The organism is Arthrobacter sp. Soil761 (assembly GCF_001428325.1).
In the GTDB taxonomy this organism is placed as follows: Bacteria; Actinomycetota; Actinomycetes; order Actinomycetales; family Micrococcaceae; genus Arthrobacter.
In genome coordinates this window covers 252841-267433 of the sequence record NZ_LMSF01000028.1, presented here as the reverse complement: position 1 = coordinate 267433, position 14593 = coordinate 252841, and the positions used below count along the sequence as shown (strand labels likewise).

The 14593-nt window shown below is 65.4% G+C and carries 11 protein-coding genes; 2 read left to right on the top strand and 9 right to left on the bottom strand.

Going from position 1 to position 14593, the window contains the following annotated elements:
• Positions 1-70 precede the first annotated feature (70 nt).
• Both ASG79_RS15730 and ASG79_RS15725 read right to left on the bottom strand, forming a co-directional pair.
• A complete protein-coding gene (locus ASG79_RS15730; protein ID WP_018769845.1) occupies positions 71-1042 on the bottom strand; it encodes a glycosyltransferase family 2 protein in 972 nt (323 codons plus the stop codon).
• A gap of 28 nt (positions 1043-1070) precedes the next feature.
• The gene (locus tag ASG79_RS15725) at positions 1071-1886 is read right to left on the bottom strand and encodes a glycosyltransferase family 2 protein (protein WP_018769846.1); all 816 of its coding nucleotides are present in this window, start codon (positions 1884-1886) and stop codon (positions 1071-1073) included.
• 594 nt (positions 1887-2480) lie between these two features.
• On the opposite strand from ASG79_RS15725, the gene ASG79_RS15720 reads away from it, so the two are divergent.
• Both ASG79_RS15720 and ASG79_RS15715 read left to right on the top strand, forming a co-directional pair.
• Positions 2481-5204, top strand: coding sequence for a helix-turn-helix transcriptional regulator (locus ASG79_RS15720; RefSeq protein ID WP_321165893.1), 2724 nt, complete (start codon positions 2481-2483; stop codon positions 5202-5204).
• A gap of 187 nt (positions 5205-5391) precedes the next feature.
• Positions 5392-6051 carry an acetyltransferase gene (locus ASG79_RS15715; RefSeq protein ID WP_018769848.1) on the top strand — a complete coding sequence of 220 codons (660 nt, stop codon included), beginning with the start codon at positions 5392-5394 and terminating at the stop codon, positions 6049-6051.
• On the opposite strand, the gene ASG79_RS15710 is transcribed toward ASG79_RS15715, so the two are convergent.
• The 7 genes from ASG79_RS15710 to ASG79_RS15680 all read right to left on the bottom strand — a co-directional run bounded on the left by ASG79_RS15710 (position 6048) and on the right by ASG79_RS15680 (position 14558).
• Positions 6048-7370, bottom strand: coding sequence for a M18 family aminopeptidase (locus ASG79_RS15710; protein ID WP_056392357.1), 1323 nt, complete (start codon positions 7368-7370; stop codon positions 6048-6050). The two genes, ASG79_RS15715 and ASG79_RS15710, sit on opposite strands and share 4 nt — an antisense overlap.
• A gap of 22 nt (positions 7371-7392) precedes the next feature.
• Positions 7393-8799 (bottom strand): amino acid permease, encoded by a 1407-nt coding sequence (locus ASG79_RS15705; RefSeq protein ID WP_018769850.1) that lies wholly within the window; start codon positions 8797-8799, stop codon positions 7393-7395.
• A gap of 275 nt (positions 8800-9074) precedes the next feature.
• Entirely contained in the window at positions 9075-9968 is an 894-nt protein-coding gene (locus ASG79_RS15700; RefSeq protein ID WP_200953185.1) for an ABC transporter permease, read from the bottom strand.
• Positions 9968-10891 carry an ABC transporter ATP-binding protein gene (locus tag ASG79_RS15695; RefSeq protein ID WP_018769852.1) on the bottom strand — a complete coding sequence of 308 codons (924 nt, stop codon included), beginning with the start codon at positions 10889-10891 and terminating at the stop codon, positions 9968-9970. The genes ASG79_RS15700 and ASG79_RS15695 overlap by 1 nt, the downstream gene beginning before the upstream one ends.
• Before the next feature lie 149 nt (positions 10892-11040).
• On the bottom strand, positions 11041-12537 hold the full coding sequence (locus ASG79_RS15690) for a bifunctional phosphatase PAP2/diacylglycerol kinase family protein (RefSeq protein WP_056392355.1): 1497 nt from the start codon (positions 12535-12537) through the stop codon (positions 11041-11043).
• Positions 12538-12558: 21 nt separating this feature from the next.
• The gene (locus ASG79_RS15685; RefSeq protein ID WP_056392354.1) at positions 12559-13788 is read right to left on the bottom strand and encodes an MFS transporter; all 1230 of its coding nucleotides are present in this window, start codon (positions 13786-13788) and stop codon (positions 12559-12561) included.
• Entirely contained in the window at positions 13785-14558 is a 774-nt protein-coding gene (locus ASG79_RS15680) for a DeoR/GlpR family DNA-binding transcription regulator (RefSeq protein ID WP_018769855.1), read from the bottom strand. Before ASG79_RS15680 ends, ASG79_RS15685 begins: the two co-directional genes overlap by 4 nt.
• Positions 14559-14593 lie beyond the last annotated feature (35 nt).

Sequence of the window (14593 nt, the reverse complement as noted above, 5' to 3'; positions counted from 1 at the left end):
TGGTTGCCACCAACGTTAAGAGGTCTTTCCCATGGACGGGACGGGCAGCGTCCTGGCTAGGTGTTCACCCTCACTGGACTTCCCGCCAGACTGCGCCTTGGGGAATTTCACTGCCCAACTGGGTTGTGGAGCTGTGCGCCAGCCGGCGGCCGCGGAGGTAGCCGGCGGAGGTGAAGGCCAATACCGCAAGGACGGATCCTGCCCGTCCCAGTCCCATGGGATTGTCGCCCCGGCTCCAATCGCGGATTCCCGAGAACACGGCGCGCGGCAGTGTGCTGCGGACATACCGCCGTTCGGGACCGAGGGCCCGTTTGTGCCCCACGACGTGGCTGACCTGTGCCTTGGAGAGGCCCTCCGACCAGGACCTGGAAAGCATGTAGCGCACAGTCCCACGTTCCTGCGGGACGTGATGCCGGACCAAGGCAGCAGGTTCGTAAACGATCCGGGAACCGGGTGCGCCCATGGTGGAGCGGATGCAGATCTCGGTCTCCTCGCAGCCAAGCGGCAAATTGCCTTGCCTGCCCAGCGCGATGTTGAAGCCACCAACCTGCCGGAGGACGTCGAGCCTGAAGGACATGTTTGCCCCAATGAGGTTCCGGACTTCGGAGGCAACCGTCGGCATTCCGCGGTGGCTGCATCCAACGATCCAGTCGAGTTCTTCACCGAAGTAGCCTGGGCGGCCCTGGTCCCATACAGGTTCGACGCGGCCGCCAACGGCCAGCACGTCGGGATCGTCGTAGAGGACAAGCAGGCGTTCCAGCCAGTTTGGCGTCGCCACCGCATCATCATCCAGGAAGGCCACGATGTCCCCCTCTGCGAGTCCGACGCCCGTGTTGCGCGCCCCTGAAAGCCCCGGAGGGCCTTCGCTCTCCACCACTGTCACGTCGTCGACAATTTCGAGGAGCCGACCGTAGAGGTCCTCGTTATGGTCCACGACCACCAGGATCTCCTGGGGGGCGACAGTTTGGGCGCGGACAGACTCGATCACGTCCAGCAAAAGCTCCCAACGGCGTTCGGTGTAGGCACAAATCACGATCGACACACTTGGACGGACAATTCGATCCAGCATGCTAAGCCCCCTGAACCAATGCAAGGATGCTCTGCGGGTCGGTTGGCGTCCGCGGAACGCTGACGTTGGCGTAGGCGTACTTGACCCGGCGCAGGGCTTCGGGCCGGGCGCCGGCCGTGGGTGCCTCCCACATGGTGCATTCGTGGGCCAGCTTCCGCAGGACCCGCCACCCATCACGGAAGGTCTGCAGGTTGGAGGCTCCCGAAATCCGGTCAAGCTCAATGCTGGGGACTTCCGCAATCCGGAGGCCGGCCCGTGCTGCCCGGACGATCAGTTCAGTTTCGATTTCGAATCCATCTGATTCGAGTTGCAGGATCTCAAGGCATTCACGCCGAAACGCAATATATCCGTAGCAGAGATCGGAGTAATTGCTGTGCAGCACCGCGTTGGCCAACTTGGTCAGCGCCTGGTTGCCGGCTTTCCGCAGGCGCGTGAGGTCCTCGGAGCCCCCACCGGTGACATGCCGCGAGCCCTTGACGAAGTCGTAGTCATGTTGCAGCGGGGAAACGAACCACCCGATCTCCTGCGGGTCCATGCTGCCGTCCGCGTCAAGCATGACAATAATGTCGCCTGAGGCGGCAGCGAACCCTGAGCGTAGGGCCACACCTTTCCCCTTGCGGGGCTCATTGACGATGACGAGATTGTCGCGGACCGCCTGGGCTACTCCCACAGTGTTGTCGGTGGACCGGCCGTCCACGATGATGACCTCATCAACGTAGGACGGCATCCTGCGCAGGACCCACGGAATGTTCCTGGCTTCGTTCAGTGTTGGAATGACGACGCTGACGGAGGCCTTACCGGGCTCCGTGCCCTGCATCGCAAGAGTAATTGGGAGCTGGATGGAAATGGACAAATACCTCACCACTTCATGACGTTTGCGGATAGTTAACAACGAACCCGCCCGCTTGGAAGCCGAGCGCGTCTTTGACGCTTTATCCGGTCATGGGTCTGGTCTCGGGCCCCAGCTCTCGTTAGCCTTTGACTCTGGCCGTGGAGAAAGCCTATTTCCACCCCTTTCGAGTGTCACCAGTAGCGAGTACTCAGTTTCTGCAGTCATATTTACTGCGATAAGGCAAGTACGGGGATTACGGGTACAGGGTGATATTAGGTATAGGGGTTATTGTCTGCCGCGCGTTTTTAAGTACGGGGGTTATCATGCTGCCCTTCGTGGTTCATGCGATGGGGTGGCGCCGGTACTGCCGCCAATACCGCAATCGCCAGGCCCTGCAAGGCCCCAGCGTTCGCCGGGCCGGCCTTCAGCCACGCGGCGGGGACCTTGAGCAATTGTGGATCTAATCTTGATGCAATCCAGCGCAAATTTGTATGGTGCCATGTTTAGTGGCGCGTTATATTCGCTTGTAGCGGCCTACGCGTTGGGGAGCGCGGCCACCATTTGAACCGGCAGTACAAAATGCGGTCTCCTTCTTCGATGATTGGGGACCCCATGCCGCTTGTGGGCCGAAACAAAGAAATTGACCGGATTCTTTCTGCGATCCGTGGCCCCAAGGAAACAGTCTTGGCCATCGTCGGCGGCCGGGGCATAGGCAAGTCAGCCCTGTTGTCCGAAATTTCCTCTCTCTGCGAATACCGGTCCGTGTTCCTGGCTGCCAGCGCCGCTGAATCGGGCTGGCCCTTTTCCGGGCTGACCGCGCTGCTGAATGAGATGGATGACCCGGTCCTGAACGGGTCCGTCGACGCCCTCCGGGGTGGCAACGCCGGTGCCCTGACCGTTCCCGCTGTGTCCGGCATGCTGCTCAGCGGACTGCAGCGCCGGTCGTCAACGCGGACCATCATTGCGATTGACGACGCCGACTGCCTGGATCCGGCCAGTCAATCAGTCATTGGATTCCTGGCACGGCGACTGGCCGGCACGGAAATTGTCCTGTTTGCGGGCATGCGGGACGAGGTCCCGGGAAGCCCCTTCACCGGCCTCCCCGCCCTGCGCCTGGGTGCGCTGAGCCAGGGTGACACCGTGCGGATGCTGGAAAGCATGCCAACCAAACAGACCACGACGGCGGTGGCCCACGCGGTTGCCGCAGCCACCGGCGGCAACCCGCTTGCCGCCGTCGAACTGTACAGCGGGCTTGTGGAGAGGCACGCCGGCGGCAAGTGCGCACTGCCCATCCCGCTGTCCTCCACGAGCAGCCTTGACGCTGGACACGCATCAGCGGTGGCCGCTCTGACCCCCGGCGCGAGCATGGTCCTGGACCTGCTTGCGCTCTCGTTCCGCAGTGACATCACCACTATCGGGAAAATCGACCATGAAGCGTGGCTTCACGCAGATGAATTGGTGGCTGCCGGACTGGTGCAGCGCTCCGGACAACACCTGTGGATAGCGGACCAGATGCTGCGGGGCCATGTGCACGCGGCCATGCCACCTGACGTCCGCACCGCAACCCACCGCGCCCTGGCTGAAGCAGCACGGGGCACCGATCGGCATGCCCGCAGCTGGCACTTGAGCTTCGCGGTGGTCTTGGAGCACGAAACTCCCTTCCACCTTCTCCGTAACGCGGTGCACCTGGTCCGGAGGGGCGAGGTGTCCTTCGCGGTGGAGTGCATCGAGCGGGCCCTCGCCATCAACCCGGGCGAAGCGGAAACGGCGGCACGCCTCACCGGGCTGGCCGAGCTGCTCTTCACCCGCGGTGATCTGGTGCATGCGCGCCGGTACCTGGAGTGGGCGCAAGGGGTCACCCGCGACCCCAACCTGATTCTGCGGTTGACCGGCCTCTCCTTCGAGATCGATTTCGTCCAGGGCGTTGCGGTGCGCTGCAGCATGCTGCAGCGGCTGGTAAAGGAGTTTGGCCAGCACGATCCGGGGTATTCCGCTGCCCTGCTGGCCATCGGCGCCGTCTATTATGCCGAGCGGTGGGAACTGAAAGAGGCAGTTGAGCTGCTGCGCCAGGGCGGCGCGTTCCGCGGCTCCGCGTCCTTGCAGTGCCTGGCCATCGCCGACCATGCCGAACTGCTGGTCGAATCGATCAGCGGCGGAAGGGCAAACCCCTCCCGCCGCCCCGGGCAGGTCCGCAGCGCCCGGCCGGCCCGCCTCCTGCTGCGCGGCCGGGCGCTCACCTATGCGGAACAGTACGAAAGCGCCCGTGAAGCCTTCGCGATGCTCCGCAGCTCCACAGAACCGGACCACGCCAACTGGCGGGAAACAGCAGCCCTCACGGCAGTAGACAATGAGATCCGCGCCGGGAATGTGGCAGCGGCGGTCAGGCTGATCGACGAACTCGAGCTCTGCCAACCTGACCTGGAGTACCACCGGGGAGCCCGGCACCTGTTCCGGGTTTGGCGTGCCTACTCGTTGGGCGATGACGAACTCGCGCGTAACCAGGCCGCCAATGCCCTGGACTATCTGCGATCGGGAAACCACCCTGGGCTCACGGCACAGCTGGCGGCCTGCCATGGCCACTTCGCACTCCTGCGGGGTGACCTGGCGGAGTCCGTTGTCCAGTTGTCCAGGGCCACGGAAATCGGTCTGGGGCTGGGCAACCCCACCCTGCTGCGCTGTGAGGCCGACCTGGTGGAGGTACTGGTCCGTCTTGGCCGGCACCGTGAAGCCACCCAGGCTCTTCAACGCCTGGAAAGCCGTTCGGCGGGGTTGCGCTCTCCGTGGCTGGTCATCGTGGTTGCCCGGAGCCGCGCCATGCTTGCGGACGGCGAGCAGTCCCTGCAGCTCTTCAAGCAGGCGCTTGAAGACAGGAACGGTCACAGGCTTGAGCGGGGCAGGACCCTGATGTGCTATGCGGAACGTTTGCATGGCTTCGGCAGGCTGCGCCACGCGCGGGAGGCCTTGCTCCGGGCCAAGGTGATGTTTGACGAGGCCGGGGCTGATGCCTGGACGCAGCACGTGGACGCCCTCCTGCTGGACGAACGGTGGGAGGCCGCCCGCCCGCAGGGCAACCCGTCAATGCTCTTGCTCACGGACCATGAGAGGGCGCTGGCGATGATGGTGGCCCGGGGGATGCGCAACAAGGAAATAGCCGGCACATTGTATGTTTCGGTCCGCACCGTCGAAGTACGCCTCACGGCCATCTACCGCAAGCTCGGCGTTGAGTCCCGCGCACAGCTGACTGCCCTGGCCGCCGGCAAGGCAACTCCGGCTGCGGAGCCGTACGTCCTGCCCGTCCTGTGATCCACAGGTCCCCGCAGTTTCCACATAGTCCCTGTTCCGAACCACATAGCCTTCGGTGTCCAGCCGGAAAGTGTGCCCCTGGCGAATAGCCTTGTCCCACGTTCAGAGGACGTCACGCGCCGGAAAGGTACAGCATGGACCGGATTCCAGTAACGACACCCCGGCAGGCTGCTGCCGGCGCCGTCACGTGAGCGAACTGATCCTGATAGGTGCCAGCGGCCTGGCGCGTGAAGTCCTGGCCATGGTCCGCGGCAGCGGCCAGTATGACGTGGTTGGGCTGCTCGATGATGACAGGGAGATGGCCGGCGTCACCGTCGATGGTGCCCCCGTCCTTGGCAGCATTGATGATGCAGTCAACTACATGCACGCCTTCCTCCTGGTGTGCATTGCGTCCAGCAGGGAACGCGAAGCGGTGGTGTCGCATCTGGGCACTCTGGGGATCGGCGAGTCGAGGTACGCCAGTGCGGTGGATCCTTCCGTCCAGTACCCGGAAGGCTGCCGTGTGGGCCGCGGCAGCATCCTGCTGCGCAACGTAACCCTCACTGCCGCCGTGAGCCTGGGATCCCACGTGGTTGCCATGCCCTCAGTCACGTTCTCGTACGACGACGATGTCTCCGACTTTGCGACCTTCGCCGCGGGCGTCTCACTGGGCGGCGGCGCCAGGATAGGCAAGGGCGCCTACCTCGGATTGAATTCGAGCGTCCGGGAGAGGACATCCGTGGGAGACTACGCGACCATCGGCATGGGCGCGGCCGTTCTCAGCAATGTTCCCGACGGCGAAACGTGGGTAGGGGTGCCTGCCCACCAAATTGACCATGGTGGGTTCAACTACGGCTGGATCCGTTAGGGGTGTGCCCCCGCCGGCAAGGCCGCCGTCCGGAAGAACAGCTCCGTCACCGCGGCCAGGCGGTGTGGATCCTCAATCCCGCACAGCTCCCGGGCCGAGTGCATGGACAGCAGGGGCACGCCCACGTCCACGGTCCGGATGCCCAGCCTGGTCGCGGTGAGCGGCCCGATGGTGGAACCGCAGGGCACCACGTTGTTGGACACGAATTCCTGGTAGGGAACGCCTGCTTCGCCGCAGAGCCGCGCCCAGAATGCGGCGCCGAACGCGTCCGTGGCGTAGCGCTGGTTGGCATTGATCTTCAGCAGCGGCCCGCCGTTCAGCACGGGATGGTTGGCGGGGTCGTGCCGCTCGGGATAGTTGGGGTGCACGGCGTGGCCGGCATCGGCAGAGAGGCAGAACGACGCCGACAAGGCCTGCCGCCGTTGGCTCACCGTCGCGCCCAGGCCGTCGGAGATGCGCACCAGCACGTCCTCGAGGATGGGCCCGCAGGCCCCTGAGCGGGAGTTGGAGCCGATTTCCTCGTGGTCGAAGGCGGCAAGGACCGCAATCGGGCCGCCGGCGGCTGCGGACTCCGCATGGGCGGTCAGCGCTGCCAGTCCGGCATGCGTGGCGGAAAGGTTGTCCAGCCGCCCTGATGCGAAGAACTCCCCCTTGCCCCCGAAAACCGCAGGCGCCTGCGTGTCGGCAATGACGACGTCGTACCCGCCAATCTGCCCCGGATCGACGGATGCGCCGGCAACCGACGCCGCCAGCACGCCCAGCAGGTCGGAGTCTGAAGGACTTCCCAGCCCCCAGACGGGGTTCATGTGGCGCTGTTTGTCCAGGGTGAGGCCATCGTTCACGGCCCGGTCCAGGTGGATGGCCAGCTGCGGGAAGCGGAGCAGCGGCCCGGTGGCCGTGAGGTGCTCGGTGCCATCAAGCATCACCAGCCTGCCCGCCAGCCGCAGCTCCCGGTCCAGCCAGGAATTCAGCAGGGGGCCGCCGTAGATTTCCACCCCGGCCTGGAGCCAGCCGTGCGCACCCGTGGTGGGCTTGGGCTTGAGCTTGAACGACGGCGAATCGGTGTGCGCGCCCAGGATGTTGAAACCCGTGGCGGGTCCCGCGTCTTCGGGGACCACCCAGGCGATCAGGGCGCCGTCGCGGATGATGAAGAAGGAACCGGGCCCGGCCTCCCACGGCTGCAGCTCATCCAGGCGGGTGAACCCGGCTTCCTCCAGGCGCCGGCCCCCCTCATGCGCAGCGTGGAAGCTCGACGGCGATGCGCTGACATAGGCGCCAAGGTCCTGGATGTGGTCTGCAGCAGAGGGAGGCAAAGGCATGGTCCCGAGTCTAGCGCCGCGCCTACTCGACAGGTGCCGGCGCAGCCTCGGTTGCCACGTCCGGCTGGCCCGCGGCGGCCACGCCCTTCCGCCGGTAGCGCAGCACGCCCACCGCCACCACAACGGCGGCCAGTGCAATCGAAAGCAGCAGGGACTCCCGGGTGGACTCCACGATCACCATGCCGATCAGCAGGGCCACGATGCTGATGATCGCTGCCCACGTGAGGTAGGGGAAAAGCCACATCTTCAGCTGCAGGTCCTTTGCTGCGGCTCCCATGCGCTTGCGGAGGACCAGCTGCGAGGCGGAGATGACCAGCCAGACGAACAATGCGATGGCTCCGGAGGTGTTGACCAGGAAGAGGAACACCGTGTCCGGGGCAATGTAGTTCAGGCCCACCGTGACGAAGCCGACCACGGTGGAGGCGAGGACCGCGGCAGCGGGTACGCCGCGGCGGGAGATGCGGGTCCATGCCCGCGGTGCGTCACCGCGGGTGGAGAGTGAGAACAGCATGCGGCTGGCGGTGTAGAGGCCGGAGTTCAGGCAGGACAGCACAGAGGTCAGCACCACCACGTCCATGATGGTTCCGGCGCCCGGGATGCCGAACAGTTCGATGACCGCTACGTAGGGGCTCTTGGCCACCGAGGCCGAGTTCCACGGAAGCAGGGTGACCACCACGGCGATGGAGCCGATGTAGAAGACCAGGATGCGCCATACGGTGGACTTCACGGCCTTCTTCACGGCATCCACGGGGTTTTCTGATTCGCCGGCGGCGATGGTGGCGATTTCGGCGCCGAAGAAGGAGAAGACCACCACGAGGATTCCGGCCAGGACAGCGCCCGGACCGTTGGGCATGAAGCCGCCGTTGTTGATCAGGTTGCTCAGGCCGGGGGCTGGGACACCGGGGATGAGCCCCAGGATGGCGGCTGCACCGAAGACCAGGAAGAGGACGATCGCCGCCACCTTGATGGACGCGAACCAGAACTCGAACTCGCCGTAGGACTTCACCGAGCCGAGGTTGGTGAGCGTCAGCAGCACCATGAGGACAAGGGCCCAGACCCACTGGTCAATGCCCGGCACCCACCGGTGCATGATGGCCGCGCCTGCAGTGGCCTCGATGCCCAGGACGATGATCCAGAACCACGCGTAGAGCCAGCCGATGCTGAACCCTGCCCAACGGCCCAGTGCCTTGTCCGCATAGGTCGAGAATGAGCCCGTTTCCGGGTTTGCCGCGGCCATCTCCCCCAGCATGCGCATGACCAGGATGACCACCAGGCCCGCGGCAGCATAGGCGACGAGGATACCCGGGCCGGCCTGCTGGATGGCGGCGCCCGAGCCGACAAAGAGGCCTGCACCAATGACGCCGGCGATGGCGATCATGGACAGGTGCCTGGGTTTCAGGGACTTTGAGAGTTGCTGGTCAGCATGCATGGAAGCGCCGTCCTGTTGGGAAAATAGCATGGGTTGAGCGACGTGCCTTGGTGGACCACCGGGGGACCGTGTGATGCACCACATCGTCGTTTCACCCTAGGTCGGCCATTATGCACCTTGCTTTGTGCACTCCAACAGACCTGGTTGCTCCCAACAGGACGTGCCTCCAAGCAGGAACCACCACGGGCAAAGAAAGTTTCCCGCCATGCACTTTTGTAATGTGCCGGAAACCACGCGCCGTCCCTCTCGCCGGGGGCGTCAGCAGTGGTTGGCCGCTAAACGTCCCGCCGCTTCAACAGGACTGCCGCGAGCAGGACGGGGATAATGACCCAGGCGCCAAGGACGAGTGCCGCCTGCCAGGCTTCCAGGGTGTCCGGAACATGCTGGGCCGCCGTCAGCGGATCAACGGTATTGCCTGGCAGGTACTTGCGGGCCTCCTTGAAGAAGTCCCCGGGAATGAGCTGGAAGGCGATGGGTGCCACGAAGAAGATGCCCACCAGGCTCATGATGCCGCCGGCGGAATTCCTGATGAGAGTGCCCAGGGCCATGCCGATGGCGGCGACGGCGGCCACATAGAGGCTGTTGACCAGAAGGAGCTTCACCGACTGGGAACTGCCAAGGTCCAGCGTGAGGCCATAGTTGTCCAGGATGGGCACGGCCACCAGTCCTGCCACCCAGGTGGAGACGGCGGTAACCACGAATGACGTCACCATGACCACCACGAGCTTTGCAGCGAATGCGGGAACGCGCCTGGGCACGGCCGCGAAGGTGGACCGGGCCATTCCGGTGGTGAATTCCGAACTCATCAGGAGCACACCAAGGGACCCCAGGATCAGCTGGGCGAAGGCGATGCCGGAGGTGGGCACGCTGACGGCAAGATCGCCGCCCTGCGATGCCATCCGCGCCGCGGCCTGCGGATCCCTTGTGGCCGCGTCGGCGAACTGGCCCGTCCCCCACGCGGACAGCGCGCCGAACCCGACCATGACCACCGCCGTGGAAGCGAGCAGGATCAGCGTGGAAAGGAGGCTGCGGAACTTGATGACTTCCGAGTTGAGCACCCGGAGGAACGTGGGGCCGGGCAGGGCCCGTCCACCGGCACGGGGGCTGCGGCCCCCGGCGGAGGATGCGGGGTCAGGCGAAGACGTGGGTTCGGTGGTGGTTACGCTCATTACTTGCTTACCTCCGCGGCGGGCAGGGAGTGGTATTCGACGTCGTCCTTGGTCAGTTCCATGTACGCCTCCTCGAGGCTGGCGACGAGCGGCGTCAGTTCGTAGACCATGACGTGGTTTTCCAGGGCGGCCGCCGCGATGGTCCTGGGCTCCAGGCCCGTTACTTCGAGCAGTTCCCGCTCCGGGACGTCGATGGACGCGCCCCGTCCGGCGAGCAGCTGGTAGAGACGGTCGGGTTCGTCGGTACGCACCCGGACCCGTGCCTGCCCCTTGCCGGTGATGATGTCACGGATGGGTGCGTCGGCAATCACGCGGCCGCGCCCAATGACGATCAGGTGGTCGGCGGTCTGGGCCATCTCGCTCATCAGGTGGCTGGAAAGGAAAACCGTGCGTCCCTGCCCTGCGAGGTAGCGGACCAGGTTCCGCACCCAGACCACACCTTCCGGGTCCAGGCCGTTGACGGGTTCATCCAGGATGAGGGTCTGCGGGTCCCCCAGCAAGGCTGCCGCTATGCCCAGCCGCTGGCCCATCCCCAGGGAGAAGCCGCCGGCCTTCTTGCGTGCCACAGCCTCCAGCCCCGTCATTTCAATCACCTCGTGCACCCGGGATTTGGGGATGCTGTGCGTGGCCGCCATGGCCAGCAGGTGGTTGTAGGCACTGCGGCTGGTGTGGACCGCCTTGGCATCGAGAAGGGCACCCACTTCGCGCAGGGGTGCCTTGTGCCGGACGTACGGCAGGCCGTTCACGGTGACCGAGCCCGACGTCGGCCGGTCCAGTCCCATGATCATCCGCATGGTGGTGGATTTTCCTGCCCCGTTGGGGCCCAGGAAGCCGGTCACTTGCCCTGCCCTGACGGTAAAGCTGACGCCGGCCACGGCGGTTTTGGCGCCGTAGACCTTGGTCAGCCCGTTTGCCTCGATCATGAAGAATCCTTTGCACGGCAGCGCGCGGCTGCAGACGACTTTCGGTGGGTGTTCATGCCTTACGCTACCGATGCCCGGGCAGCTTTTTCCCGGAATCAGGGTTGATTCAGGGGAGAATCAGGGTAGTTACTTCCCCCACGTCCACGTGGTCAGCGGCGCGGGGAGTAATACGTCAGCGCCTTCGGCTGGATCCGGTATGCGACGCTGCGCACGCCGGCCAGCGCTTCGCCATCCACCGCCAGCGCCATGGGTGCGCCTCCGGCGTCGATCCTTACCTCTGTGGCCTCCCGCAGGTGGGTGATGCGGGAGCTTGCCACTGTTCCCGTCAGCACGGACCACAGCAGCCGCAGCCGGGCAAAGGATTCGTCAGCCGTGATCATCCGGACGTCCAGCACGCCGTCATCCATCACCGGCCGGAACAAGGGCGCATGGTCCCGGGGGTAATAACGCCCCCTGCCCAGATAGGCAATCCACACCTTGCGCACAACGCCGTCCACGGACAGGGTGGTTGGGGTGCCCGCCGCAAAGGTCCTGAACATGGCCACCACCCCTGCCAGCGGCTTCCCGAGCGCCGGCTGCAGGTGTTCCCGGCGGCGGACAAAGTTCGGATAAAGGCCGACGCTGGAGGTGTTCAGCATGACCATTTCGGAGACCTCCGGGCTTCCCGCCAGGCCCCGTTCCGCCGTCACCACCCCGATGTCCGCCAGGGCCGCTTCACCTTTGCTGGCCGCATCCACTGCATCCTTCAGGCTCCCCGTCCCCGCGTCGCGCGCAAAGTGGTTCAGGGTGCCGCCGGGCAGGACCAGCAGGGGAATCGAACGTGCGACGGCGGCGGCGGCAGCTGCGCCGACCGTTCCGTCACCGCCCCACACGCCCAGGGCGCGGGTGCCAGGGAAGTCGGCGGTGGCGGCGATCCGTTGCACCAGGTCCTCGTCCGGCTGCACGGTATTTATATGCGCTTTGGGAAATACTTCCTTGAGTGCTGACGCCGTCTCCTCCTTGAAGGATCCGCCCAAGGTGTTGACCACAATGCTCAGACCCTCGCCGCCCGGCAACTCAGGCGCACGGGTCCATGCCCTGGTCGTCTGCGGAATCGGCGGACGAACCGGCCACCAATGGCGGGTCACCAGCGCAGCACCGGCACCAAGGGCCGAACCGAAGAGGACGTCCGACGGCCAGTGGGCGCCGGTGTGAACCCGCGAATAGGCGACTCCCACGGCTGCGGGAGCCAGGGCAGCACCTACGGCCGGGCGGACCAGGCCTGCCCCGACTGCGAACGCTAGCGCAGACGCCGAATGCCCCGATGGCATGGAGGAACTGGTGGGCTGTGGATGCACGAAGCGGAATACCGGAAGATGTTCGGGGAGCGGGCGGGTCCGGGGGAGCAGCGTCTTGAACACCACGTTGGTCACGGCGGAGGCCACCCCCTGGGCGATCAGCCCATGCAGTGCTGCCCTCCGCGTCTTGCCGGGAAACAACGCCAGGACGGCCGCCGCTCCCATCCAGAGCTTTCCGTGGTTGGCCGAGGCGGAAAGCCGGCGGAAGAACACATCGTGGTTGCCGCCGGGCAGGTTGGATACATGCTTGAGAAGGTATCTATCGAGGCGGCTGATCCAGCTTCTCCCCCGCGGCCTGGCGCTTTGCATGTGATCACCCTAACCCAAGGTCTAGTCCCGCTTGGCGGCTTCCTGCCCGGCGGCTTCCTCGACCGCGTTAAGGGGCCTCGCGGCACCGGCAAGAAGCAGCGCCACCAGGATGGGTGCCATGATGGCCAGCAGCGCGGTGTGGATACCGGTGAGGTCACCGAGGTAGCCCAGCAGCGGTGGTCCAGCAAGGAATGATATATACCCCAAAGTGGATACAACGGAAACGCGTGCGGCTGAGTGCCGTGGGTCATCGGACGCAGCGGACATGCCCATGGGGAAAGCCAGGGCGGCGCCGACGCCCCACAGGGCTGCACCGATGCGGGCCAGCCAGATATTGGGCGCCAGCACAAAAAGGCCCAGGCCCGCGGCCGCTGCGGCCATGCTGGCCCGCAGGACTGCCACCCGTCCGTATGCGTCAATGACTCGGCCGCCCAGGAACCGCATGGCGGTCATGGCCAGGACGAAGAGGGCGAACATGAGGGCGCCGGTGGATTCGGAGGCCGCGAGCCCGTCCACTGAGGCCTTGGCGATCCAGTCGTTGCCCGCTCCCTCGGTGAGGGTGGCGCCCAGGACCACGACGCCGATGAGCAGTGTCCTGCTGTCCCGCCACGCGGACGGTCCCTTGGCGGGTTTCGGCTCCCCCTCCACGGGGGCGGTGGAGATGTGGGGAAGGAAGTAGCGTGGCACGGTCAATGCCACCAGCACCACCACGGCTGCAATCGCCATGAGATGCAGCGGCAGGTCCACACCCAGGGTGGAAAGCCCTGCACCCACCAGGGCGCCAACGAATGCGCCGCCGCTGAAGGCCGCGTGGAACTGGGGCATGATGGTGCGACGGAGCTTGTGCTCCACGTCGGCCCCTTCGATGTTCTGTGCCACATCCCAAAGGCCAATGCCAATGCCAAAGAAGAACAGCGAAACCGCTGTTCCGGGAATGGACGTGGCCGAAAGCGACAGGGCGATTCCCACACCTGCGGCCGCCGCCAGCAAGCCCGCAAAGCGGACCGTTTTGGCGGTGCCAATCCTGCCGACCACCAGGCCGGCGGTGGGAAGTGCCAGCAGTGAGCCTACGGCCGTGCACAGCAGCAGCGTGCCCATTTGCCCCGACGTGATGTGCAGCGTCTGCGTAACGGCAGGGATCCTGGCCGCCCAGCTTGCGAACACGAGTCCGTTGATCCCGAAGACCACGAACGTGGCTGCGGCGGCGGCTCTCAAGCCTGCCTGCTGTTCCTTACCTGTACTGGAGCTCATACGTACACTACTTCCACAGAGTATTTTTTAAGGTCGGCATGGTCCTGGGCGCTGAATTGCCGGTCCGTCACGATGACATCCACTTTTTCCAGGCCGGCGACGAGCACCCGGGCGCTGGCCTGCCACTTTCCCGCGGAGGCGGCCACCACCACTCGTGCCGCAGCTTCCAGGCCGGCCTTCTTCACCGCGGCATCGTCGAGGTCGTGGGCCAGCAGGCCGTCGCGGAAGTCCACTGCGCAGGGCGTGACCACCGCGGTGTCAAAACGCAGGGACCTGATGTTGGACTCGGCCAGCGGTCCGCGGAAACAGAGTTCACCGGGCACCACGCTTCCACCCGGCAGCAGCAGGGCGGGGCGGGAGCCTGCGGCACCGTCACCGCCTGCAGCCGCATTGAGGGCCTGCAGGGACATGGGCATCAGGGTCACCTGCCGGCCGGCCGCTGCCCGCGCCACTTCGGTTGCCGTGCTGCCGCTGTCCAGCCAGACGTGTTCGCCGTCGGCCAGCAGGCCGGCCACGGCAGCTGCGATGCGCTTCTTGGCATCCCGGTCCTCCAGCTCCCGCTGTCCGTAGCCCGGGTTGCGGCCGTGGCCTATCAGGCTCCTGGCGCCGCCGTGGACCCTGCGGAGCACACCGTGGCCGGCCAGTACTTCAAGGTCCCGGCGGATGGTTGCGCCGGAGGCGGCGCAGGCCTGCATCAGGTCCTCGACGCTCACCTCCGGCTGCCGCCGGAGGATTTCGGCAATGGTCCTGTGCCGCTCGTCCGTTTTCATGAGCAAATGATATCAACTCATGATCATTTGCTCAT